The organism is Adhaeribacter soli (assembly GCF_008727925.1).
Lineage (GTDB): Bacteria > Bacteroidota > Bacteroidia > Cytophagales > Hymenobacteraceae > Adhaeribacter_A > Adhaeribacter_A soli.
Genome location: NZ_VTWT01000012.1, coordinates 133409 through 159635 on the forward strand (window position 1 = coordinate 133409; position 26227 = coordinate 159635).

Sequence of the window (26227 nt, forward strand, 5' to 3'; positions counted from 1 at the left end):
TAAAGCATCAGAAAATTCAGCTTCAATGGCTACCTCCCCGATGGAAACGCTATTTATTCGGCATAAAAAACCCGTTTTACCCGGGGGCTTACGTTCGTTAAGAGCTCGTAGGGAATGGTGCCTATCCTTTTGGCCAGTTCGGTAATGGAAAGCTCCGGCCCGAAAACGGTTACTTCATCGCCTTCTTCAATATCTTTCAAACCACTTATGTTTACCATGCACATATCCATGCAAACGTTCCCGATAAGGGGCGCTCGCTGGCCTTTGATCAGTACTTCGCCGGTACCATTGCCGAAGCGGCGGTCGTAGCCATCAGCGTAGCCAATGGCCAGGGTGGCAGTTCTCAGGTCGGTTTCGGCCACACCTTTGCGGCTGTAGCCTACCGTATCGCCTTTCTGCACTTCCTTTATCTGGGAAATAGTGGTTTTCAGGGTACCAACGGTTTGCAGGGCGCTTTGCTCCGTACCGGTAGCTTCCACGCCGTACAAGCCAATGCCCAGACGAACCATATCGAGGTGGTGTTCCGGGAAACGCACGATACCCGCCGAATTGAGAATGTGTTTGATGACCGGGTAGCCTACATTCGTTTCAATCTGAAGCGCCATTTGCCGGAACAGGGCGATCTGCTGTTGGGAGAAATCGTTGTAAATGGCTTCGTCGGCGCCGGCCAGGTGACTGAAAACGCTGGCAATTTTAACCCGTTCGTCAGTTTTCAGCAAATCGCACACCGTTGCCAGTTCTTCTTCCACAAACCCCAGGCGGTGCATGCCGGTATCGAGTTTCAGGTGAATATGAAATTGAGCGGATTTTTCGGTTTGAATGAACTCCAGAAAACTGCGTAGCTGGCTCAGCGAATAAATTTCCGGTTCCAGGTGATAACGTAGTAACTGCACAAAATTATCCGGCGCGGTATTCATGACCATAATCGGCAAACTGATCCCGTTTTCGCGCAGGGAAACGCCTTCGTCGGCGTAGGCCACGGCCAGGTAATCGACGCGGTGAAACTGGAGCAGGTTGGCAATTTCGTAGGAACCGCTGCCGTACGCAAAAGCCTTTACCATAACCATAATTCTGGTTTCGGGCTGCAGTTTGGCGCGGTAGAAATTGAGGTTGTGCACCAGGGCATCGAGGTTTACTTCCAGTACTGTGCCGTGCACTTTTTTGCCAAAAAGCCCTACTATTTTCTCGAAGCCGAAAACCCGCGCCCCTTTTACCAGAATGGTTTCGTTGTGAAACTGGTCGGCTTTGAAATGGGCCAGGAAATCGGCGGTAGTTTCGTAAAACTCGGTGCCGGCGCGGAATTTCTCTTTATTACGGCTGATCACTTTTCCGATCCCGATCAGACGGTTTACCTGCCGGTTATTCAGGGCGGCGGCCACTTCGGAATACAGCATTTCTTCGGTTAAACCCGATTCGAGCAGGTCGGAAAGAATAACCGTTTTCTGCTGGTGCCGTTTCTGGTTTACGAGCAAGTCCAAAGCGGTGGAAAGGCCGGCCAGATCGTTATTATACGTATCGTCGATGAGGTAGCAGTTGTGAATGGCTTCCTTCATTTCCAGGCGCATGGCCACGGGCTGCAGCTTATCGAAACGCTGCTGCATTACTTCCGGGGACAGGCCGCGCCAGGCCAGCACCGCCAGGCAATGCAGCGCGTTCTGCACCGAAGCCGGATCGGTAAACGGAATTTCCAGCCGGTAATCTTCTTCCTGAAACTGATAGGAAACCAGGGTTTTATCGCCGGAAGGAATAGCCGCAAGGATCTGCAGATCGGCCGGGCCTTGCATAGACCAGGTAAAGGTTTTTATTTTCAGCTGCTTTACTAGTTTATCGAGCGTTTTTTCTTCGGCGTTGTAAAACAGGATATCCGCGTCAGAAAAAAGACGAAGCTTCTCGGCAGTTTTCTGTTCCCGGTTTTCGAAGCCTTCGTCGTGGGCCGGGCCTACGTTCGTAAAAATGCCGATGGTGGGCCGGATGATCTTTTGCAGTTTCTCCATTTCGCCGGTTTGGGAAATGCCGGCTTCGAAAATACCGAGGGTGTGGGTTCTGGCAATCTGCCAGACGGAAAGCGGCACACCGATCTGGGAATTATAGCTACGCGGGCTTTTCACCACTTTTTCGTCCGGACTTAACAGTTGCGCGAGCCATTCTTTTACGATGGTTTTGCCGTTGCTGCCGGTTATGCCGATCACGGGTAAGAAGAACTGCTCGCGGTGGTATTGGGCAATTTGCTGCAGGGCATCCAGGCTGTTTTCCACTTTCAGAAAATTGGCTTCCGGGAAACTCATCTCCAGTCCGTCTTCGTCTTTCACGCCCGGAATGGCATCTTCCCGTTCCACCACAAACTGCCGCACGCCCCGCGCATACAAAGCCGAAACGTAATCATGCCCGTCGTTGAAAGCGCCCTTAATGGCAAAGAAAAGCGTGCCGGACGGTTGGGTTATTTTGCGGCTGTCGGTAAGCAGGTGGTGTACCGTTTGCTCCTGCACAAACTGCATAACAACGCCTTCGGTAATGGGAGCAAGTTCGGAAAAGGTCAGCATAGCGTTTCGGGAAATGAGTGGCAGCAAAGGTACGAAACCGGCAGCGAGGTTGAATGGTTTTGGAATTGGTTTTGTGGAAACGTTGCCAAACAAAAAAGCCTGCTGAGGCAGCAGGCTTTTTTGTTGATGTGTTAGGAAAATTATTGAATTATTATCTGCTCTTTAATTATTTCATTTCCAGAGTTTATATGAAGATAATATAGGCCTTTAGGTAGGTTCATGGTTTCAATGGAGTTACTTTCACTAGAAAGCTTTCCTTTGCGAACAACTTTACCTTGATTATTAAACAAGTTGTAATCAGCTAAGCTTTGCATTGTTTTAATTGATTGGCCCTGAACTGAATTTTTTTTTTCGGCAGTAATATTGACAATATCAGTAGCTGGATTTGGATAAATTGAATAGTTGGTTCCTGCTGAACTAAATCGGCAACCACCTCCTACGCAAACAGTAACAAGATTTGATACAGTTGTACCACAAGCATTTGAGGTTGAAGTTGAAATGTTGTAATTTCGATTAGGAGTACCAGGTGGAATGGTAACGGTATAGTTGAATAAATAACGACCAAATCCATATTGGATAGGATCTCCAATCATATCAAGAATCCAGTTAGATGGATATACCAAATTAAAGGTTCCAGTTCTTATATCTCCACCCGTTAAGGTCAAATTAAATTGTGAACCTGCACTTGCATTTATTTTCGTGGTTCCAGTAAAATTTGGAGTTATTGGACTTCCTACCCAGAAACTATATTCAGCAGGGTCGGAATAATCATTACAAGAAGGACTATAAGCATATACCTTTAAATTAACGTATCCTGAATAATTAGCATCCGCAACTATTAATGTAACTTGAGAATTTGCAATAAGTGTCCTTATGTGTGTGGCTTGATCAAGTATAGAAGGTTTCTTTGGACTACCCCAATTATCAGAACTCTCTTTTATATTTACAGCATGACCAGGGTAAATTTCGAATTTATAAGAGGTTACATTAGCAGGATGCGATGCCTGAATTGAGATTCCTTGGTCAAACATATTGACAGGAGGACACATAATTGTAGGAACCCCAGAAACTGTTGGAGAGGGAGACAATTTTGACTTTATACCTGTAATCGTAAGTGAACCATTTCGAGTTACTGCAGGATTACAAGAACTCGTAGCAGTTACTGAGATTGTAGCAGGAAGGCTTGGATTAGAGTTTTGCTTAATTTTAATTACACTCTCGTTTGCACTCCCAATTACCGACCAACCTGAAGGCAATGACCAGCTATACGCAGTATTTGGTAAGCTTTCCGTAGTGTAGGTTAGTTCACCCAAGCAATCCACATCGGTCTGGCCACTTATAGTTAAAATGGAAGGCATAGTATACGTAGAATTACAGCCGATTAATTTCCTTCCCCCGTATTCTAATGCAGCTTCCATTCTCCTTTTTTGACCTTCAGTAAACATGAGACTACATGATTGATCTGTATAATCCATGAAATTCATGAACATAGTACCATTTGGTAAAGACTTATCGCAAGCTTGGGTGTTTGTGGGAAATGAAGGGCAATTATAGTTAGGTCCCTGCTGTTTAGGAGTATCACTTACTTCATCATCATCATTACAGTCTGGATAACCATTGGCATCATGGCTTTCTCCAAATATATGTTTTAGATTAAGCCAATGTCCAACTTCATGGACGGCTGTACGACCTAAATTAAAGTTGGGTAGAACTGTTCCTTGAGTGCCGAATACTTGGTAATCTAAAACCACACCATCTATTCTTGGGTCACCCAAAGGCGGTGCCCCGTAACCATTAAAACCAGCCTCTAAATCACAGACCCAAATATTAAGATATCTATCGCGATCCCAAGCTGCACTAGAATTCATTGGGCTGAAGCCTATCTTATTTATATCTCCTATATTACGTTTTTCAAATACACTTAAACTAGTAGATGCTCTTAAAATACTTGCTAATTGGAACTGTATCTGAATATCAGCTGCAAGAGAAACAAATGCTGCAGGAACATTTGCAATATCCGAATTAGATTTAGAAAAATCCCGGTTTAATGCGGTAATTTGTGAATGTACCTGCTGATCGGTTACATACCCCATAGTGGGTCCAGGAGAAACAATATGTACTACTACAGGTATAGTAATGGTTCCTAGTCTGCGTTGTGATGCAGGTGAATAATTAGCAATGTAGGCTTTTGTTTGTTTCTCAAGCTGATCCAATCGGCTTTTATAATCCGGATCAACTTTAAATTGTTGAGTTAAAAACTCCATTGTACCACAGGGTTCCGGTGTAGTTTGCGCTTGACCAATTTCGCAATTGATGAGCAAAGAGCATCCCATTAGAAATTTAAGAAATTTCTTTTTCATTGGTTTGTTTGTTAGATGAAAGTAAATGCCTACTCTTTCATGGATTTTCAGCGTTCTCCATTTGAAGTAAGATTTACATGCAGGTTTTTAGAGCGGGTAAGATGTGCGTAAGATTATAACAAATAAGCATAAAAACAATACACTAATCTGTTATTAAATTGTAACTTTTTAACAAAACGTAAAAAAGCCCCACAGCAATGCTACAGGGCCTTAATCAGGAAACAGTCACTTTATTAAAATTTATTTCGAGAGGATCAGCCGTTTATTTTCTACCAGTTTATCCTGGTTCCAGAGGCCGTAAAAATAGATACCGGCAGGCAGGCTGCTCAGGTCCACTTCCAGGTCTTTGCCGGCGGCAGGTAACTCGGCAGCCGAAATGGTTTTTACCGTCCGGCCGATAGCGTTTGTAAACCTCACCTCGTATTTTTCCGCGCCGGAAGTTTGCAGCGCCAGTTTTAAAAGCCCGGAAGCCGGGTTGGGATAGGCAATTAAAACAGTGCCTTTTTGCTGGTCTTCGCCGAGGCCGGTTGGGCCGGCCAGTACCCGGATAGTACCCGTCATGGCAGGGTGCGCCGTACAGTGGTAGGCATAGGTGCCCGGCGTATTAAAAACCTGGGTAAAAGTGGGGTTGCCGGAACCTAAGGTAAAGGTGGCCCAGGCGGAAGGCGTGCTGTTCGACATAGTTGGGTGGGTGCCGGAAGACCACTGCCAGGTAACGCTTTCGCCAGCATTAATGGTAACCTGGTTCGGGCTGTAGGCAAAGTCGGAAATGGTTACGGTGGCATTGGCGGCCTGTACATGCTGGCCTAAAAAGAAGCAGGCCAGAAGGCCGAAAAGAGTAGCGGTTTTTCTCATAGTTACAGTGCTTTTAAGGACGTTTCAGATTTAACAGCCAAAAATAAGGAGAAGGCAACTATTGTTCAAAGTAAATGTTGCTCAGCCAGAATAAGTTAGCCCTGAACCGGTATAATGGCAATCTGACAGAGAAGTAAGTAAAAGGATATTGGTATCTGGATATTGGTATCTGGACTAAAAGTATACAAGATTCTATCACTCGACCCAATACAAAGTCGAATTCCCTTTCAAGCTAATCAATTATTTTAGCCTTGCCCCTTAAGTAATGGGATCAAATTAATTTCAACTACTACAATTGTCATTTTGTAGAAAATTTATGGGTTTCCAGCTTTGAATTCACAAGATTCTTCCAGAATGACAGAAAAGAAAGGAATGTTAGTGAGTAAAATAAATTTGTCCATTTACTTAAAAATTACAGGCACTTTTCCATCTCAGGCAGTTGCAAACCCATCAAGTACATCTGCATTGGAAAGCTTTAGGCCATTACTGCCGTATACCCTACCTTTGCAGCCATTTTTACTATCGTTTTTATTTTGAAGATCAATCGTTTTTACGCGGCGGCCATGGCTGCTTTTATTATCTGGGGGTTTGTGCCTTTGCCTTTACGAGCTTTAAGCGGCTACCCCAGCGGACAGATCCTGTTTTTCCGGATCCTGGTTTCAGCGGGGCTTTTGCTGGTGCTTTTAATCTCCGCCAAACGCCGGGAAGCCGTAGAAACGGTAACCCGGTTCCGGAACGGTGAGGTAAAGGAGAAAAGGAATCTGGTATTGTTTACCGCCGCCGGCGGCATGCTGCTTCCCCTTAACTGGCTGCTTTATATTTATGTGATCAACAACGTTTCCATTCAAACGGCTTCGTTTGCGTACTTACTCTGCCCTATTTTAACGGCGGTACTGGGCTTTTTGCTTTTAAAGGAGAAGCTGAATCGGAACCAGTGGCTGGCTATCGGCCTGAGTGTGATAAGCTGCTGCCTGATCGGGATCGGGCAGGTAACCAATTTATTGTTCAGCATTCTGATTGCGGGCAGTTATGCCCTGTACCTGATCACCCAGAAAGTGCTGAAAGATTATGACAAGATCGTGCTGCTGGCTATGCAATTGCTGCTGGCAATTTTGCTTATCGGTCCGTTTTACAGCTATTTCCAGGGAGAAGGGGAAGCCTTGCCTGGACTTCACTTCTTTGGTTTTATTCTGATATTAAGCGCCGTTTTTACGGTGCTGCCGCTGTTTCTGAACCTGTACGGGCTAAAAGAGCTAAGTTCGGGCACCATCGGCATTCTGATGTACCTGAACCCGATCATTAACTTCCTGTTGGCATTTTTGTATTACAAGGAAGAAGCAACGCTGCAGCAAGGTCTGGCTTATGCCTTGATCTTCGTCTCCGTTATTTTGTATAACCTGAAGATCAGGAAAGCCGGCGCATTGCCATCTTCCTCCGGAAATTCAGAGATCTGTTGCTATTGAACTTGCCGGCCGGTTATTACACCGACATGCTCAGCAGCAGGTTCTCAAAGAAAGAAGATTTTGTCTTCGGGGCTCCGTTAGCCGGCAGTTTATTCCCGGCTAACGCGCGGGGAGCAGAAAAGGCAGCCATGCTGCTGGTTTCTTCAGCGGAATTACTGAAAGAAGTGTTTAATAAAGTTGCCTTGGCAGCGGTGCGCCAGGCGCGGTAGTTTGAAGAAAAAGCCATCGTCGTCAGTTTTAGATTTTAGAATTCGTTTGAACTGAATAACGCCGGTACTTTTCAAAGGTTCAGCTTAAGCAGGCCACTGAACACGAATCAAAAGTTACTATTCGAATAATCCTATTCGTTTAGTTTTAAAAGCCAAAGCCTACCCGAAAACCGGACCGTACTTTTTCGCCTTCCTGGAAACCGGTATAGAAATCGGCCCGCAAAATTTTGAAGATGTGCTCTAATCCGATACCCACTTCCACATAGTTTCTGGACTCGATGGTATTCAGGTAATTGACATTGAGCACTTCCTGCAGCTTGCCGCGCCGGATAAAGGGAAGTTTGTTCAGGATGAACCCGTTGAAATGGTGGCTGAAGTGCGCTTCGAAATACCGGTTATTGGTGCTGTAAAGGTAATAATCGAGCAACTGGAAACCGCCGAAGCCGCCGGCGTAAACGGTACGGTTGCCCGCAAAATGCCGGTAATCCATGAGCCACATGCTTTTGTTGTTCACGAAAGTACCGCCCGTTACCCAGTAATTCGAACTTCCGAAAAGGCCCAGCTCCACTTCGTCGCTAATCAATAAAGCTACCCGGTCGTAATTTACGTCGGAGCCCAGCAGGTTTTTGAAGCCTTTGGTATAGCCCAAGGTAAAAGCCGGGTATTTGGAAGCCAGGTTAATTTTGCGGTTCGGGCGGCTGATGTACTGCTGCCCCGGCCGCCACTGCAGGTTCAGGTTCAGGGTAAGCGCCTGGTTGCGGCCAAAGGACGCATCGGGCAGCTCGGCATTCACGGGCAGATTGGGCGTGAACGCGCGGGTAGCCCGATCGCTGAACGTAAAATTGGTGCTGTTAAATAACTCGTGCCGGTCGGCAAACTCCAGCAAACCGATAATGTTCAGCCCGTTCACGATCTCGGTTCTTTCTTCCAGACGGGCGTAACGTTTCTCGTAGAGCTTCATGTAGTTCCGTTCGGCCAAAAGGGTATAAACCGTATTCCAGAAAGTAGCGATCGGGTTGTTGCTGTTGAACTGGCTCACAAACTTTCCGCCTTCTACGGTAAAAGTACCATTCTTAACGGGGTTGTAGTAATAACTTGATTTCAGGTTGGCATAGAACTTTTCGCTGCTGAAACCATACCGGGCGGTAGGAATAACTTCGTAATAACGGCGGTCTTCGTAGCGTTTGCGGTACTGAAACCCGGGGTTTACCACCAGGCCTTCTACGGTATTGAATTGCAGAAAGGAATTGTATTCCAGGGGAGCCAGCAAAGGATCTACGCTGAAGGACTGACGGGTAAAGGAATGGTAATAGGTGTAGCCGCTCAGAAACAAACTGGAGAAGCTGAATTTGTTGCGGATCTTATCTACAGAATCTTTGTAAGGTTTCGATTCTACAATAGCCTGCAGGCTGTCTTTGGTTTTGTAGTCTTTAATTTCTTCCTCGGATAGCGGAATAGGCCTTTCTTCTTCCCAATAGGTGCTGTCTTTTTTATTGGCGCCTTCTTCCACGGCTAACAGCTCGTTGTTGAAATGCTTTTTATCGAAGAGCTGCTCCTGCTCCGCGGCTATTTTCTTCCGGACTTTTCTTTTGGGTTTGGCTACAGTAACGGGTTCGGGTTTTGGCGCCTCAGCCATAGCGTTTTGAATTTGTTCGGAAGCCTGCTTTGCCCTTTGCGCGGCCACGACGTAGGCTGCCGGCTGCACCTGGTATTTCGAATAAATTACGTTCACGTAGCCATTCCCCTTAAAACCCAAGCCCGAAAACCGGAAAACCAGCTTCTGGGAGATCGGCATCCAGACGCCGGAATTATTGATGGGCGCAAAAACCTGGTTTACCTGCACGGAATCCAGAAATTCGAGCTGGGTGTTTTTGTTCAGGGTCAGGTTCAGGCTTTGCAGCCGCCATTCGCCGTCTACCAGGTACACGTAGCCTTTAAAAGCAGGGTCGTTTTTGCGGATGGGCGTAACTTTTATTTTATGAATGTGGCGGCCGTTTTCCTGGGAAGTACCCATAAGTTCGTAGCGGTAAAACAAAAAAGCGTTGGCTGCCAGCGGCGACACAAAGCCGCGCGGCGTGAGGCCTTCTACTTTCAGCAGGTTTTCGTAAAAATTAAAATTGAAATCGGTAGCTTGGTTGAAGCTGATGGTTTTGTTGCTGCCGCTCATTTTGGAAGAGATCAGTTTTTCGCGGAATTTATCCGGCTGCTTAAAGCTCAGTTCTGACACCGATTCCGACAAGTATACAATACCGGGTTTAATATCGGTTACCTTTACCAGGCCCAGCACTTTTTTGGGTACTTCGGTCAGGCGCTGCAGGTTTTTTATGTACACCCGGCACTGGTAGGCTTCCGTTTCTTTTAAGTGATATTTCCGGCGGTCCATGGCGGCTTTGATCATGGCATAGGCCGGGTCTTTGGCGTTGGCTTTCACCACCACTTCGCCCAGGTTATACGCTTCCGGCACCAGTTGCACGTTATGCTCTTTTTCGCCTTCGCCCAGGGTAATGGTATGCACCTGAGCTTTGTACCCGATGTACTGGAACACGATTTCGTAGGTACCGGCCGGCAATTTGAACTGGTAATTTCCCTGTTCGTTGGCGGTGGTGCCGTTGGTGGTATTGCGCACGTAAATATTAGCAAAAGGCAGGGCTTCGTTATTCTCGCCGGTGATGCGGCCATATAGGGTGCCGGCCCAACCCGAACTGCTGCCCAGCCAAAGAAAGCTTATCAGTAAAAAAAGGTATTTCATAAGGCAGGAATAGCGCGTGTAACCGAAGCGGTAGCTAACATAACATTCAGCTAATATATCATAATCCTATCAGGAATAAACACTTCGCTTTTTTTCTTTGAAGAAACGAATGCGCTTGGTTGGGAAATTTTCGAAACGGGACCGTTACTTTTTCCGGCCAGATCCCTACCATTTCCTTTTTATACAGGCATCTTCATTCTTTCGGAAGTTCTACAAAGAAAGTACTTCCTTCGTTTTCGCGGCTGCTGAACCAGATCCTGCCGTTATGCAGTTCAACGATAAGCTTAATAATACTCATGCCTAAACCCACGGCAGGTTCGCCCCGCAAGCCGGGCCGGCGGGCTTCGGTAAATCGGTCGAAGAGCAGGGGCTGCAGCGCGTCCGGAATACCGATGCCGTTATCCATGATGCGCAACTGCACGGCTTCCGGTTTGTCTTCGAGTTCTATTCTTATAATGCCGCCGTCCGGGGTAAATTTGATAGCATTGGAAACCAGGTTATTGATCACCTGCATGAGCTTTACATCGTCTATCATGGCAAAGATCTGGGGCTGACTGGCTTCTATTACAAACTTTTTGTCCATTTCTCTTTCGGCTGCCCGGAAGGTATCTATTATATCCCCGATCTTCGCCACCAGATCCAGGTGTTGCCGGTTAAGCTCTACTTTGGAAGACTCGATAAATTCGTGGTTCACCAGCGTGGTAATTAGCTCGAGGCTGCGCTGACTGGTTTCCTGAATGAGGCTCAATTTGTGAGATAGCTCCTGAAACTCGCGGGTATTTTCCGGCGAGGCAATATTGCTGCTCAGGCTAAGGCTGCGGATCAGGTTCAGAAAGCCGGAAAGGTCATGCGTTAGAATTTCCAACACGGAATTCTTCCGGGCCGCGTACTTTCTCAGCACTTCCAGGTACTGTTTTCGTTCGCTTACATCCTGCACCCACCCGGAAATGCTAAAACTCCCGTCTTCGTTGCGGATCAGGTACAATTCGGCGTACAGCCACTTTAACCGGCCATCCGGAAACTGCAACCGAAACTCGAAGGTTTTATGATTGCTGCGCCGGGGCGCTTTATACCAGTTCCAGCAACGCAACACATGCCGGCGGTCCTGGGGCACAATGGCTTGCCACAAGCCGCCTGCACCTACCGTAAGTTCTTCCCGGTTTCTTTCCCAGATAAATTCGTAAGCCGGGCTCAGGTAAGTAAACTGCTGCGCGGGTACGTCGAAAATAAAAAAGGCGTTTTGGGTATGTTCAGCCAGTTGTTCCAGCAAAAAAATATTCTCCGGATTGGCGCTCAGGTTCATGGTAAGGGTATGGGTCAGTTAAATAAACAGCGGTTTATCTGAAAGGTTAACCGCTTATACGCAACAAACTAAAAAAGTCTGAAGCGGCGGACCGGTTCCCGGAATTGTTTTCAGAACCACCCGGGAAGAAAACTTTCGGCCGGCGCAAAAACGGTATGACTGCCGCTGAAAAACCCAAAACCTTGCGTTTTGCCCGGCAAGTTTTGAAACATTCAAATAAAATCCTGATTATCATTCTATTTTTTCGTGAAAATAAAAATCACTCCCTAACTTTGGGCAATTTATACCTATACCACTCATGCCCAGAGACACCAGTATCCGTTCCGTTTTAATTATTGGCTCCGGCCCTATTGTAATTGGTCAGGCCGCTGAATTCGATTATTCCGGCACCCAGGCCGCCCGCTCGCTCCGCGAAGAAGGCATAGAAGTTACCCTCATCAATTCCAACCCGGCTACCATCATGACCGACAGCATAACTGCTGATAACGTGTACCTGAAGCCGCTCGAGAAAAAATACATCATCGAGATCCTTGAAAAGCACAAAATAGACGCCGTTCTCCCAACCATGGGCGGCCAGACCGCCCTGAACCTGGCGATTGACTGCGAAAATGCGGGCATCTGGGAAAAGTACGGCGTAAAAATTATCGGGGTAGATATCAAGGCCATTGAAACCACCGAAGACCGCGAGAAATTCCGTCAGAAAATGATCGAATTGGGCGTGAATGTTTGCAAAGGCAGAACGGCCCGCTCATTCCTGGAAGGCAAGGAAATTGCCCAGGAAATTGGTTTCCCGCTGGTTATTCGTCCGTCTTATACCTTAGGTGGCGCTGGCGGCGGTTTCGTGGAAAAGCCGGAAGATTTCGACAAAGCCCTGGCTGCTGGTCTGCACGCTTCGCCGGTACACGAAGTGCTGGTAGAGCAAAGCATTTTAGGCTGGAAAGAATACGAACTGGAAGTACTCCGCGACAACAACCAGAACATCATCATCATCTGCTCCATCGAGAACTTCGACCCGATGGGCATTCACACCGGCGACTCCATTACCGTTGCGCCGGCCATGACCTTGCCGGACACCGTTTACCAACGCATGCGCGATTTAGCCATTAAGATGATGAACGGGATTGGCCAATATGCCGGCGGTTGCAACGTGCAGTTCTCGGTAAACCCGGAAGACGACACCATTATTGCCATCGAAATTAACCCGCGCGTAAGCCGTTCTTCGGCCCTGGCTTCCAAAGCTACCGGTTACCCGATCGCAAAAATTGCCGCAAAACTGGCTATTGGTTACAACTTAGATGAGCTGAAAAACGCCATTACCAAAACCACTTCCGCTTTCTTTGAACCGGCTTTAGACTACGTAATTGTAAAGATCCCGCGCTGGAACTTCGATAAATTTAAAGGCACGAATAAAACCTTAGGCCTGCAAATGAAGTCGGTAGGCGAAGTGATGGGCATTGGCCGTACCTTCCAGGAAGCCTTGCAGAAAGCCTGCCAGAGCTTAGAGATCAAGCGGAACGGGATTGGCGCCGACGGCAAGGAAATGACCAATTACGATCAGCTGATCGATAGTCTGACCAACGCCAGCTGGAACCGCCTGTTCAGCATTAAAGATGCCATGAAGTTTGGTATTCCTACTAATACGATCCGGAAGATCACCAAAATTGACCCGTGGTTCCTGAACCAGATCGAGCAGCTGAACGATACCGAGAAGGCAATGGGCCAATACACGCTGGAAACCCTGCCGGAAGAAATGCTGCGCAAAGCCAAGCAGCAAGGCTACGCCGACCGCCAGATCGCCCACATCCTGCGCTGCCTGGAAAGCGAAGTGCATAAACGCCGCATGGAACTGGGCATTAAGCGCGTGTACAAACTGGTAGATACCTGCGCCGCCGAATTCGAAGCTAAAACGCCTTACTACTACTCTACTTTCGAAGGCGAAAACGAATCGGTAGTGTCGGACAAGAAAAAGATCGTGGTGCTGGGTTCCGGTCCGAACCGCATTGGTCAGGGCATCGAGTTTGACTACTCCTGCGTGCACGGCGTACTGGCGGCGCGCGAGTGCGGCTACGAAACCATCATGATCAACTGCAACCCGGAAACCGTTTCCACCGACTTCGATATTTCGGATAAGCTGTACTTCGAGCCGGTATTCTGGGAGCACATTTACGACATCATTCAGCACGAAAAACCGGAAGGCGTAATTGTGCAGCTCGGTGGCCAAACGGCCCTGAAACTGGCGGAAAAACTGGACCGCTACGGCATCAAAATTCTGGGAACGAGCTTCCAGAGCTTAGACTTAGCTGAAGACCGCGGCGCGTTCTCTACCCTGCTGAAAAACAACAACATCCCGTATCCGCCGTTTGCCTCTGTAACTTCCGCCGAAGAAGCGATTGAACTATCCCGTCAGCTACGGTTCCCGCTTTTGGTGCGCCCAAGCTACGTACTCGGTGGCCAGAGCATGAAGATCGTGATCAACGAGCAGGAACTCGAAGCGCAAGTAGTAGATATTCTGAAAGACAATCCGGGCAATAAAGTACTCCTCGACCACTTCTTAGACCGTGCCATCGAAGCCGAAGCCGATGCGATCTGCGACGGCGAAGACGTGCACATTCTGGGTATTATGGAGCACATCGAGCCGGCCGGCATCCACTCCGGAGATTCTTACGCGGTACTGCCGCCATTCGATCTTTCGGATAACGTGATGAAGCAAATTGAAGACCACACGAAGAAGATTGCGCTGGCTTTGAATACCGTGGGCGTAATTAACATTCAGTTTGCCGTGAAAGATGAAGTGGTTTACGTGATCGAAGCGAACCCACGGGCTTCGCGCACCATGCCGTTCATTGCCAAAGCCTACCGGGAACCGTACATTAACTACGCAACCAAAATCATGCTGGGCCACGCCAAGGTGAAGGACTTCAAGTTCAACCCGCATAAAGAAGGTTACGCCATTAAAGTACCGGTATTCTCTTACAGCAAATTCCCGGATATCGAAAAAGAGCTTGGTCCGGAAATGAAATCGACCGGCGAAGGCATTTACTTTATCGATGACCTGCAGGATGATTATTTCCAGAAGGTTTACGCCGAGCGGAACTTGTATCTGAGCCGGTAACCCCACCCAACCCTCCCCTAATTCAGGGGAGGGCTTTTTTTTGATCAGGATCTTCAGGATTTGAGGATTTGCAGGACAATTGTTTTAATGAAATTCATGGCCATGTAGGGACATGGCTTGACCTGTCCGCACGCATTCCCGATCAGGTTTTGCTGCTGCTATTTAAATTTGATTTTGAACGCAATTCATAAAATCGTGTTCAGATAATTGGACGCAATAACGTGCGGACAGGTCAAGCCCTGTCCCTACGTGGGTTTTACTTTTTCAGCCCAAAACCCTACCGTTTACCCATGCATGCCGATCAAAAAGTCCTCCCCTGTTTTTAGGGGAGGATTTAGGTGGGGTTACTCTTCCCCTACATTCAACTTCTTCGCAAGCACGTGGTACGCGCCTTTGGTTACAATTCTGGCATTAGCAGGCACATTTTCCGTTAATTTCACTTCGGTATAGCCATTTTCCGTAGCGCCTATTTCCACCGGAACCATTTCAAACGTGCGGTCGGTTTTGGCTACGAAGATCACGTATTTTCCTTCGGCCTGCACAATGGCATCTTCGGGCAAGGCAGTAACGGTTTGCGCGTTTATTTCTACCAGCGCGGTTACGTACATGCCGGGCAATAATTCCGGATCTTCTTTGTCTAAATGCGCGTGCACCCGAATGGTTTTATCGGCTTCGATGCTGCGGCCTACTAAATAGACCGAAGCGGGAATTTCGTGGCCGGGCAGGTTGGGAAAGGTGAGTTTTATTTTCTGGCCCTGTTTCAGTTTGGCAATATCTTTTTCGAAAACGGTGAGCTCGGCGTGCATGTGTTCGGTATTTACCAGTTCAAACAACACGTCCTGCGGACTTACAAATTTACCGGTATTCACCAGCACATTTTTTACGAAACCGTTGATGGGCGAATAAATGCGAATGGTGCTGGAAATGTTTACGGCCGTAAGCTTATCCGGGTTGATGTTGAGCAGCGCGAGTTGTTCTTTTAAGGCGGCGGCGCGGTTGCGTAATTGCTGGTATTCCGAAGTGGTTTGCTGGAAAGTTTTCTTCGAGCTAATGTTCTCTTCGCTAAGTTCTTTCTGGCGGGCAAATTCCAGCTCCTGGTAGGCCAGCTTGCTTTTGGCGTCTAAATATTCCTGCTGCAGCGTTACATACTCTGGGTTTTGCAGCACAGCTAAAATTTGCCCTTTCCGCAGTTTCATACCCTGCAGCAGGTCAGTCTCTTTTACAAAACCGCCCAGCGGCGCACTCACGCTGATCAGGTTTTGGGGTGGCACGTCCAGTACGCCATTCAGGCGGAGCACCGTGCTGATATTTTTTTGCTCTACTTGTCCGAAAGCAATGCCGGAACTTTTAAACTGGGCATCGGTCAGGGTAACTTCGTTAGGGTTTTCCGGGGCAGCAACCGTTTCGGTTTCGGCAGGTTTTTCTTCTTTGGTTGATGAGTTACAGCCGGGAAAAACGCTAAGGCAAAGCAGCAAAAAAGCCGGGGCGGCGACTTTCTTCAGGTTCAGGAAAGGTGAAAAACGGTATCGCATAGGGGTAAAAAGTCTAAAGTTGGCCGCAGATAAATTCCAGTTCGGTTACGGTTAAGTTGTAGCGCAGCAAACGTTCCAGGTAAGTAGTTTGAATTTCGAGGGCCATACGCGCGCTTTGCAGGTATTCCACGTAGCCAATTTCACCGGCCCGGAAGCTTTTATCCGAAAGCCGCAGCACCAGTTCGCTTTGTTTCAGGGCCGATTGTTCGTAATAATTCAAAGCCGTTTTTTCTTTTTCGAAGGCCTGCAAAGCCTGCATCAATTCGCCCCGGAGGGTATGCTGTTGTTGAATAGCCAGATTTTCGGCTTGCTTCCGGTGAAATTTGGCGGCCTGCACGCGCGCGGCGTACGGCTTCCACCAAAGCGGCAGCGCAATGCCCGCCGTTACGCCATCGAAGCGGTCGGCGCCGGTAAAGGTTTGCTCTACGCCGTTCACATTCATCGGCCCGCGCAAGCTCTGGTTGAAATACCCCACGGTAAGGTCAGGTAAGGCACGGGCTTTTTCCAGGGAATACAGTTGACGCTGCACTTCAATTTGCTGGGTCGCTAAATTCCAGGCCGGAGTCTGGCGCAAAACCGAAGTATCGGGGTTGAAGGATAAAGGTCGTTTCGGCAAGGCTGGAAGCTCAATTTCTACAGGTTCGGACGTATTCAACAGGGCTTGCAAACGGGCTTGCCAAGCAGCTATATCGGCTTGGTTTTGCGGGATCTGTGCCTGCACGTGCATCAACTGGGTTTCGGCGGAAGCTTTTTCGAGCAAATACGTTTCGCCGGTTTTAAAGCGAATTTCCGCGGCGCGGGCAAAAAGGGCGTACAAACTATCCTGCCGCTGCAAAAGTTTGCCTAGTTGTTTGAAATACACCAGCTGGTAATAGGCATTTTTCACTTCGTACGTTAGTTCCTGCTGCGTGCGCGCCTGTCGGAGTTCGCTTTGCTTTATTTCCGCTTTTGTCAGACCAATTTGCCGGGAAATTACCGTCGGGAATGGAATGCTTTGCGAAATATCGAAACGGGTATCGTTCAGCGGCGTATTCACTTGTCCGTATTCTACATCGAAACGCGTTTTCCCCAGATCAGAAGCCGTTTTTCGCAAAGACCGCTGCGCCTGAATTTCCATTTCTGCAGCACGTAAACCGGCATTTTGCTGTTTGGCCAGTTCGATCAGTTCCTCGAGTTTTAGCGGCTTATTCCCTGGCGTTTTTTGCGCAGGAATTTGATTTTGCGCCTGACTTTGGGTGGCAAAAACGCTAGCCAAAAGCAGTAAAAAACTCAAAGCCGCCGGTTTCTTTTTACCAAAGTCCATGCGTTCGAAAAGGATGTATAAAATGGGCAATACAATTAAAGTCAAGGCGGTAGCGGAGATCAGACCGCCGATTACTACCGTAGCCAATGGCTTCTGTACTTCGGCGCCAGAAGAACCGGAAAGCGCCATTGGCAAAAAGCCCAGCGAAGCTACCATGGCCGTCATCAGCACGGGGCGCAAACGTACGGATGTTCCGGTTAAAACAATGCGGTGCATATCTTTCATACCGGCAGCTTTTAGTTGATTGAAGTAGCCAATTAAAACAATTCCGTTCAGTACGGCCACGCCAAATAACGCAATAAAACCTACACCGGCCGATATACTGAAGGGCATGCCGCGCAAATAAAGCGCCAATACCCCACCAATGGCCGACAGCGGAATGGCCGTAAAGATCAGCAGGCTGTGCTTGAACGACCGGAAGGCAAAAAACAATAGCATAAAAATAAGCGCCAAAGCTAAAGGAACGGCTACCGCCAGACGGCTGCTGGCTTCCACCAGGTTCTGAAACTGACCACCGTAGGTTACATAGTAGCCCGTTGGCAGTTTGATTTTCTGATTGATGCGCTGCTCAATTTCCTGCACCAGGCTTTGCACGTCGCGGTTGCGGACGTTAAAACCTACCGTGATGCGGCGTTTCGTATCGTCGCGCTGGATCTGGATCGGGCCTTCTTTAAAGGTCACTTCGGCCACAGCCGTAAGCGGGATCTGGTTGCCGTCGGGCAGGGTTACGGTTAAATTCTGCACGTCTTCGATGCGCTGCCGGCTGGCTTCTTCCAGACGTAAAACCAGATCGAAACGCCGCTCCCCTTCGAAAACCAATCCGGCAATTTTACCGGCAAAAGCGCTTTCTACGGTAGCATTTACAGCTTCCACGCTCAGGCCGTAGCGGGCCAGCTGGTCGCGATTCAGTTTTACCACGATCTGCGGCAAACCGGTAATCTGCTCTACGTACAGGTCGGTGGCGCCGCTCACTTTCGAAACTTCCTGCCCTATTTTATTTGCCACCCGGGAAAGTTCATCGAGGTCGTCGCCGTAAATCTTAATAACCACGTCCTGCCGTGCGCCGGTCATGAGTTCGTTGAAACGCATCTGAATGGGTTGCTGAAAACCGAACGAAACGCCCGGCAAGGCTTCCAGTGCTTTACTCATTTTAGCGGCCAGCTCTTCGCGGCCGGTCGCCGAAGTCCATTCCGATTTATCTTTCAGCACAATGATCAAATCGCAGGATTCAACCGGCATCGGGTCGACGGGAATTTCGGAAGAACCAATTTTACCCACCACTTCCTTTACCTCCGGAAAATTCTTGAGCAGTATTTCGGCAGCTTTCTGGGAAGTTTCGATGGTTTGCGACAAGGAACTGCCGTTTACTAGCCGCGTTTCCACCGCAAAATCACCTTCATCCAGCGTTGGAATAAATTCGCCGCCCATGCGTAAAAACAGTAACAGCGCTACGGCTAATAATCCGGCGGCCAAGCCTAAAATCAGAAATTTCAAACGCAAGGCTTTGGTAATGATCGGTCGGTACCAGGTTTGGAGCTTTTCAATAAGGCGGTCGGAAATGTTGCGTTTGTGCTCGGTTTCTTTGCTTAAAAACAGCGAAGAAGCCATCGGCACGTAGGTTAAGGAAAGCAGGAACGCCCCGATAATGGCAAAGGAAACGGTTTGCGCCATCGGTTTGAACATTTTCCCTTCAATGCCGGTGAGAGACAAAATGGGCAAATACACGATCAAAATAATCAGCTGTCCGAACGCCGCAAAGTGCATCATCTTCTTTGCCGATTCTGCCACTTCGCCGTCCATTTGCGCCTGGGTTAACTTATTTACGCCGGTATGATACTGTTTTTTAATCACGATGCCATGGATCACGCTTTCCACAATAATTACCGCGCCGTCCACGATTAACCCGAAGTCTATTGCCCCCAAGCTCATTAAATTGCCGGAAACGCCGAACACGTTCATCATGGAAATGGCAAACAGCATGGAAAGCGGAATAACCGAAGCTACCACCAAACCTGCCCTTAAATTTCCGAGCATTAAAACCAGCACAAAAACTACGATCAGCGCGCCTTCAGTGAGGTTTTTTATTACCGTTTGAATGGCGTTGTCCACCAGTTTGGTGCGGTCCAGGTAGGGTTCAATGATCAGGCCTTCTGGCAGCGTTTTTTCAATTTCGGCAATGCGGGTTTTCACTTCCTGAATTACTTTGGAAGAGTTCGCACCTTTCAGCATCATCACGATCGCACCTACCACTTCGCCTTCGTTGTTGTAGGTCATGGCGCCGTAACGTACCGCGTGGCCGAACCGTACTTCGCCTACGTCGCGCACCAGAACCGGCGTGCCGTTCGGCGTGTTTTTCACCACCATTTTACCCACGTCTTCCAGGCTTTGCGCCAGGCCTTCGGTGCGGATAAAATACGCGTTCGGTTTCTTTTCGATATAAGCGCCGCCGGTATTCTGGTTATTCTGCTCCAGGGCATTATACACGTCTGATATACTCAAACCCAAAGCCCGCAACCGGTCCGGATTCAAAGCCACTTCGTACTGTTTCAGGTAGCCGCCAAAACTACTGACATCGGCAACGCCTTTAGTTCCGAGCAATTGCCGCCGCACGATCCAGTCTTGAATGCTGCGCAGTTCGGTAGCGTTGTATTTGCTTTCGAAGCCTTTTTTCGGCCTTAAAATGTACTGGTAAATTTCGCCGAGGCCGGTGGTTACGGGGGCCAGTTCCGGAGAACCAATGCCCGGCGGGATCTGATTTTCGGCTTGTTTCAGGCGTTCGTTTATCTGGCTGCGCGCCCAGTAAATATCGGTTTCGTCGGTAAATACAATGGTTACAATAGAAAGCCCGAAACGCGAAAACGAACGAATCTCGGTAATGCCCGGCACGGTAGCCATGGTTACTTCCACCGGAAAGGTAATAAGCCGCTCCACTTCCTGCGCCGCCAAACTCGGGCTCACGGTAATGACCTGCACCTGGTTGTTGGTAATATCCGGCACGGCATCAATCGGCAGCTGCGTGACCGAATACCCGCCCCAACCGATCAAAGCCGCGATCAGCAGGCCGACGATCAGTTTGTTGCGGATGGAAAAATCGATGATCTTGTCAATCATGAGGGTAATGATTTATGCTGTAAAGGTAGCATAGCCGGCAGGCCAGGAAAAATGATATTTAGCATAACAGGCTAATTCAGAATTTGTCTAAACCCAATTAACCCCACCCCTACCCTCCCCTAAAAACAGGGGAGGGAGTATTTTTTCTTCACCGGGCTCATTTGAAAATGGTATGCGGATTTATCCGAAACCCTTCTTACATAGAATATATGGAATCCTTGAAAACTCTAGAACCTCTTTCATGCAAACCGATAAAAGCTTTATCCTGTTTCTAGCCATTGAGGAGGAGTAAAAGGAACAGAATTTACACGAGCCTTGTTGCAGCGCAAAATTCAGAATTTATATGCGCAAAGACCAAATTAAGAATCTGCCTCACCTCAAAACCAACCGGCAGGAGCTCCGCAAAAATCAAACATCGGCGGAAGAAACTTTATGGCTATGTTTACGCAGAGAACAATTAGCAGGAAGGAAATTCCGGCGACAGCATAGCATTGAGAATTACATTGTGGATTTCTACTGCGCATCTGAAAGGGTAATAGTTGAACTGGATGGAGCCCATCATACCGAAGGCGAAACTTATTTTAATGACGTTGTCCGCGATGCGCGCTTAAGGCAATTAAATTACCGAATACTCCGATTTCCAAATCAGGAAATATTCAACAAGCTGGAGCAAACGTTAGAAACTATTAAGGCAAATTTCCAAAATCAGGAAGCAGCGTAATTCTTACCTTTTCACCTGAAAGCTCTACCATTTTCACAAACCATTCCAAAATAAAAAGCCCCTCCCCTGTTTTTAGGGGAGGGGTTGGGGTGGGGTGCTAAATTCCGTACCTTTGCCCAAACGCTATATTCCGAACATTTGAAACTGCTGCGCAAACTTTTAGAGAAAATGCTGGGCTTTCAGGGCTACCTCCGCTTTGTAAGCAAAACCTACCTCATTATGGTGGGCGCCGGCCTGATGCAGAAAAAATACCCCGAGCTTTTCTTCCTGAAAAAAATTATCCGGCCGGGCTTTACCTGTCTCGATATCGGCGCGAACCTAGGCTATTATTCTACTTTTCTTTCGAAACTGGCAGGCCCGAAGGGGCAGGTTCTGGCGGTGGAACCTATCCCCTTGTTTCAGGGGATCTGGAAAGAGAACGTAAAAGCCAGCGGGGTAGATAATTTAGAATTACTGCCGTATGCGCTGGGCGCCGAAAATTCCGTTATACAAATGGGCACACCGGAACGCAACGGTTTGCTGCACCACGGCATGACAAAAGTGGTAAGTTCGGCAGAAGAAAAATACGCGCACTTCTACGAGGTGGACATGAAAGTGCCCGATGAATTATTTGCCGGCCTGGAACGTTTGGATTTTGTAAAGTGCGATGTGGAAGGCTTCGAATTTCAGGTTTTCAGCAATATGCAAAAGACGTTGACCCGACATAAACCCCTGATCCAGACCGAACTGAACGGCGATGCGAACCGAGACAAGGTGATCGGGTTACTGGCAAAGCTGGGCTACCAGGTGCATGTCCTTTCGGCAGAAAATAAATTAAAACCCTGCCATGGTGCGGAAATTGCATCGCACCACGGAGATTTTTATTTTAAACCTTTTAACTCATGATCAAGTTTTTAATTGAGCTTTTTTTAATATTCCTCTTCATCCGCTTAGTAGCGCCTTTCCTGCTGCGCTGGCTGTTGGGTTTATTCGTTAAAAAAGCCGTAAAGAACGGAGGTTTTTATACCAACATGCGGCCGGAACAAAGGCAGCAGCAAAATTACCAGCAGCAACAGCCAACCGGTAAGATCAAGATCGATTATATTCCCGAAGACAAAGCCCAGCCTAAAAAGGATTTTACCGGCGGCGAATACGTGGATTATGAAGAAGTAAAATAATTGTTCTATCTTTCACGCGTTATTTGCCCAGACGCTTCTGAAAGAATATGAACTCAAATTTTTCGTTTAAACACCACGTTTTGCCGCATCTGGTGGCAATTTTGATTTTCTTCGGCTTAACGGCCACTTACTTTTCGCCTGTACTTTTCGATAAAAAAGGATTGCCGCAAAATGATATTCTGCAGCACCGCGGCAGCTCGGAAGAAGCCCGCGAATTCCGCGAAAGAACCGGCGAAGAAGCCCTCTGGACGAACTCCATGTTCAGCGGCATGCCCACTTACCTGATCAGCACCCGCTTTTCCGGCGACCTGTTCCGGTTCGTGCACCAGGCCATTACCTTAGATCTACCGGCTTTAGTTGCCAACATCTTCCTCACGCTGGTTTGCGCCTACATCCTGTTTGCGGCTCTGGGCATGAGCACCTGGCTGGCCATTGCCGGTTCGGTGGCCTTCGCGTTCACTTCCTATAATATTATTCTGCTGGAAGCCGGCCACAATACCAAATCCCTGTCTATTGCTTACATTCCGCTGGTGCTTGCCGGCCTTATTATTACTTTCCGGCGCGGCATGCGCAATTTCTGGATCGGGGCGGCCCTTTTTGCTTTCGGCCTTACCATGCAAATCCGGGCCAACCACTTACAGATCACTTATTACCTGATGCTGATGATCCTGATCTTCGGGATCGTGGAACTAATCTATGCGGTAAGGGAAAAATGGCTGGGCGATTTCTTTAAACGGGTTGCTATTTTAGGCCTTGGGGCGGTATTAGCCGTTGGGGTGAGCTTTGGCCGTTTGTATGCTACCTATGAATACAGCAAATATTCTATCCGGGGAAAATCGGAGCTGAAGAGCACTGCGGCCAAACCGCAAAGCGAATCGGGTGGCCTGGACCGCGACTATGCCTTTAACTGGAGCTACGGCGTAGGCGAAACCATTACCCTGCTTATTCCTGATTTTTACGGCGGGGCCAGCCAGCATGCCGTTTCAGAGAATTCAGAAACCTATAAAACCCTTTTACAAATCGGCGCGCCGGAAGAACAGGCCAAACAACTGATCCAGGGTTTGCCGCTTTACTGGGGCGACCAGCCGTTTACCAGTGGTCCGGTTTACGTAGGGGCTATTATCTGCTTCCTGTTCGTGCTGGGCTTGTTCGTGGTGAATAAACGCATCCGGTACTGGCTTCTGGCGGCTACAATTCTTTCCATTATGCTGGCCTGGGGCAAAAACTTCGAAGCGTTCAATTACCTGATGTTCGATTATTTCCCGGGCTACAATAAGTTCCGGGCAGTTTCTATGACCCTCGTAATTGCCCAGGTGGCCATGCCGCTGTTAGGCATTCTGGCGCTCTACGAAGTGCTTTATGGCAAGAGCAAAATCGACTACAAGAAAAGCGTGCTTTATTCGGCCGGCATTACGGCGGGCTTTGCCTTCTTAGCCATGATCGTGGGCAGCATGTCTGATTTTACCGCGGCAGCCGATCAGCAAATGGTGAGCGCGGGCTGGCCTTTGCAAGCCGTAAATGCCCTTAAAGAAGACCGGGCTTCCATGATGCGCGCCGATACGTTCCGGACCATTATTTATATTTTACTGGCCGCCGGTGTGCTGTTCCTTTACCTGAAAGGCAAGCTTTCGGCTACCATGGCTTCGTTAGCGGTTGGTTTATTGATCCTGATCGACCTCTGGAGCCTGGACAAACGCTACCTGAACAACAGCAAATTCCAGGCCCAGATCATGGAAGCGCATTTTGCCCCTTCGCCGGCCGATGAACAGATCCTTGCCGATAAAGACCTGAGCTACCGCGTACTGAACATGCAGAACCCGTTCAACGACGCGCGTACTTCCTACTTCCATAAATCAATCGGTGGGTACCACGGGGCGAAATTACGCCGCTACCAGGATATCATCGATCAGCACATTGCCCAGAACAACGTTAAGGTACTGAACATGCTCAACACCCGCTATATAATAACCGGCGATCCGAAAATGCCGGTGCAGCGGAACCCGGAAGCGTTGGGCAATGCATGGTTTGTAAGCAAAGTAATTCCGGTGCACAGCCCCGACGAAGAAATTGCCGCGCTCAAAAACTTCGATCCGGCTACCGAAGCGGTAGTAGATGTGAGTAAATTCCCGATCGATAACCAGGCTTTTAACCCGGCCGGTTCTACCGTTAAACTTACGGGTTATTCGCCGAACGAACTTACCTACGAGGTAAATGCCGCCCAGCCTGGCCTGGTGGTTTTCTCCGAAATCTTTTATAAAGACGGCTGGAATGCTTACCTGGACGGAAAACCTTCGCCGCACATCCGGGCTAACTACATCCTTCGGGCTATGAAAGTACCGATCGGCAACCATAAAGTCGTTTTCAAATTCGAACCGAAGGAATACACCATAGGCAATACCGTTTCCCTGGTTTCTTCTATCCTGATGTTTGCCGTAATGATCGGGGCCGTAGTTTTTGCCGTAAGATCCAAGCCCGATCCGAACCAGCCGATCGTTTAAAACAGTATCGTTAATAATACGAAAACCGGTTGGCGCCATGCCGGCCGGTTTTTATTTTTAGAAGGTATCTTAAAGTTACGCTACCATGAGAAGAGTCCCCCTTTGGAGGGAGTAGGGGGAGGATTTTACGTTTTCTGATTTTCAAAAATGATCCGATAAATCTCCTGTCCTCCCCCTACTCCCTCCAAAGGGGGACTCCAAAAACTTGCGAAACGACCCTCATAAAGAGCTTCAAAACACCTTTAGTTTTTCACCCGAATTCCCTACCCATTTCCATGCCCCTGAATAAAGCCTGCTTACAGCAATTTTTCGAAACCACCCCGCACGTTCCGGTACAGCGGCTCGAAAGCGCTTTGCTGCAGAAAAAAGGCATAACCTTGCTGGTACGGCGGGAAGACCTGCTGCACCCGGAAGTTTCGGGGAATAAATGGCGCAAACTGAAATACAACCTGCTGGCTGCTGCCGAACAAAACACCGACACCCTGCTCACGTTTGGCGGCGCTTTTTCGAACCACATTGCTGCCGTTGCTGCCGCCGGAAAACTGTTCGGTTTTAAGACCATCGGCCTGATCCGGGGCGAAGCACATTTCCCACTAAACCCTACCCTGCAAAAAGCGGTTGAAAACGGCATGAAACTGCATTACCTCGACCGGGAAACTTTCCGCCGGAAAAACGATCCGGATTTTCAGGAAAAACTCAGGCAACAATTCGGAAATGTTTACCTGATTCCGGAAGGTGGTACCAATAAGCTGGCTTTGCAAGGTTGCGCTGAGATCATTTCGGAGACAGAAGAAAGTTTCGACGTTTTATGCTGCAGTGCGGGAACGGGAGGCACGGCGGCGGGTTTGTTGATCGGGCTGAACGGTACCAAAGAACTGCTGGTATTTTCTGCGTTGAAAGGCGATTTTTTGCAAGCGGAAATAAACCAGTTAACGACAAATTACAACGGTAAAATTTACGCCAACTGGCAGCTGCAAACAGATTACCATTTTGGCGGCTACGCGAAAACCAAACCCGAGCTTTTCAGCTTTATGCAGGATTTTGAGCAGCAATTCGGGATTTTACTGGAGCCGGTTTATACCGGAAAAATGTTCTTCGGCCTCTTCGACCTGATCCGGCAGGATTCCTTTAAGCCAGGTACTACCATTATGGCCATTCACACCGGCGGCTTACAGGGCAGGGCTGGCTTTTCAGGGCATTTCCCTACCGTTTCCTCTCCAAAAGCGATCTCATAAATGGCTGTCATGTTGAGCGCTAGCGAAACAACTTGTCGCTGGTTAGCAGAAGCTTTATTTCCGGCCTTGGTGCTGAGAG

15 protein-coding genes are annotated in these 26227 nt (G+C 48.4%); 7 read left to right on the forward strand and 8 right to left on the reverse strand.

From position 1 onward, the window contains the following. Window positions 1-53 precede the first annotated feature (53 nt). The 3 genes from F0P94_RS17985 to F0P94_RS17995 all read right to left on the reverse strand — a co-directional run bounded on the left by F0P94_RS17985 (window position 54) and on the right by F0P94_RS17995 (window position 5755). On the reverse strand, window positions 54-2540 hold the full coding sequence (locus tag F0P94_RS17985; protein WP_150905654.1) for a bifunctional UDP-N-acetylmuramoyl-tripeptide:D-alanyl-D-alanine ligase/alanine racemase: 2487 nt from the start codon (window positions 2538-2540) through the stop codon (window positions 54-56). A 140-nt stretch (window positions 2541-2680) separates the two neighbouring features. Further along, on the reverse strand, window positions 2681-4900 hold the full coding sequence (locus F0P94_RS17990; RefSeq protein ID WP_150905656.1) for a M43 family zinc metalloprotease: 2220 nt from the start codon (window positions 4898-4900) through the stop codon (window positions 2681-2683). Between the two features lie 240 nt (window positions 4901-5140). Next, window positions 5141-5755 (reverse strand): T9SS type A sorting domain-containing protein, encoded by a 615-nt coding sequence (locus F0P94_RS17995; RefSeq protein ID WP_150905658.1) that lies wholly within the window; start codon window positions 5753-5755, stop codon window positions 5141-5143. A 533-nt stretch (window positions 5756-6288) separates the two neighbouring features. On the opposite strand from F0P94_RS17995, the gene F0P94_RS18000 reads away from it, so the two are divergent. Continuing rightward, window positions 6289-7218, forward strand: coding sequence for an EamA family transporter (locus F0P94_RS18000; protein ID WP_225307277.1), 930 nt, complete (start codon window positions 6289-6291; stop codon window positions 7216-7218). Window positions 7219-7234: 16 nt separating this feature from the next. Here F0P94_RS18000 and F0P94_RS18005 read toward each other — a convergent pair whose 3' ends face one another. From F0P94_RS18005 to F0P94_RS18015, 3 genes are all read right to left on the reverse strand, one after another. After that, a complete protein-coding gene (locus F0P94_RS18005) occupies window positions 7235-7444 on the reverse strand; it encodes a hypothetical protein (protein ID WP_150905662.1) in 210 nt (69 codons plus the stop codon). Window positions 7445-7572: 128 nt separating this feature from the next. Continuing rightward, entirely contained in the window at window positions 7573-10176 is a 2604-nt protein-coding gene (locus F0P94_RS18010; protein ID WP_150905664.1) for a DUF5686 and carboxypeptidase regulatory-like domain-containing protein, read from the reverse strand. 193 nt (window positions 10177-10369) lie between these two features. Further along, a complete protein-coding gene (locus F0P94_RS18015; protein WP_150905666.1) occupies window positions 10370-11479 on the reverse strand; it encodes a PAS domain-containing sensor histidine kinase in 1110 nt (369 codons plus the stop codon). A 298-nt stretch (window positions 11480-11777) separates the two neighbouring features. Between F0P94_RS18015 and carB the strand changes: the two genes are divergently transcribed. Further along, entirely contained in the window at window positions 11778-14591 is a 2814-nt protein-coding gene (gene carB, locus F0P94_RS18020; protein WP_150905668.1) for a carbamoyl-phosphate synthase large subunit, read from the forward strand. Window positions 14592-14935: 344 nt separating this feature from the next. On the opposite strand, the gene F0P94_RS18025 is transcribed toward carB, so the two are convergent. Next, window positions 14936-16123 carry an efflux RND transporter periplasmic adaptor subunit gene (locus tag F0P94_RS18025; RefSeq protein WP_150905671.1) on the reverse strand — a complete coding sequence of 396 codons (1188 nt, stop codon included), beginning with the start codon at window positions 16121-16123 and terminating at the stop codon, window positions 14936-14938. Window positions 16124-16136: 13 nt separating this feature from the next. Then, window positions 16137-20537 (reverse strand): CusA/CzcA family heavy metal efflux RND transporter, encoded by a 4401-nt coding sequence (locus tag F0P94_RS18030; protein WP_150905673.1) that lies wholly within the window; start codon window positions 20535-20537, stop codon window positions 16137-16139. Between the two features lie 343 nt (window positions 20538-20880). Here F0P94_RS18030 and F0P94_RS18035 point away from each other — a divergent pair, with 343 nt between their 5' ends. The 5 genes from F0P94_RS18035 to F0P94_RS18055 all read left to right on the forward strand — a co-directional run bounded on the left by F0P94_RS18035 (window position 20881) and on the right by F0P94_RS18055 (window position 26148). Then, on the forward strand, window positions 20881-21258 hold the full coding sequence (locus tag F0P94_RS18035; RefSeq protein WP_150905676.1) for an endonuclease domain-containing protein: 378 nt from the start codon (window positions 20881-20883) through the stop codon (window positions 21256-21258). Window positions 21259-21396: 138 nt separating this feature from the next. Beyond that, window positions 21397-22143 (forward strand): FkbM family methyltransferase, encoded by a 747-nt coding sequence (locus F0P94_RS18040; protein WP_150905678.1) that lies wholly within the window; start codon window positions 21397-21399, stop codon window positions 22141-22143. Next, the gene (locus F0P94_RS18045; RefSeq protein WP_150905680.1) at window positions 22140-22415 is read left to right on the forward strand and encodes a DUF4834 family protein; all 276 of its coding nucleotides are present in this window, start codon (window positions 22140-22142) and stop codon (window positions 22413-22415) included. Before F0P94_RS18040 ends, F0P94_RS18045 begins: the two co-directional genes overlap by 4 nt. A gap of 47 nt (window positions 22416-22462) precedes the next feature. Further along, on the forward strand, window positions 22463-24913 hold the full coding sequence (locus tag F0P94_RS18050) for a YfhO family protein (RefSeq protein WP_150905682.1): 2451 nt from the start codon (window positions 22463-22465) through the stop codon (window positions 24911-24913). Between the two features lie 275 nt (window positions 24914-25188). Then, complete coding sequence (locus tag F0P94_RS18055) at window positions 25189-26148, forward strand: 1-aminocyclopropane-1-carboxylate deaminase/D-cysteine desulfhydrase (protein ID WP_150905684.1); 960 nt, start codon at window positions 25189-25191, stop codon at window positions 26146-26148. Window positions 26149-26227: the final 79 nt, after the last annotated feature.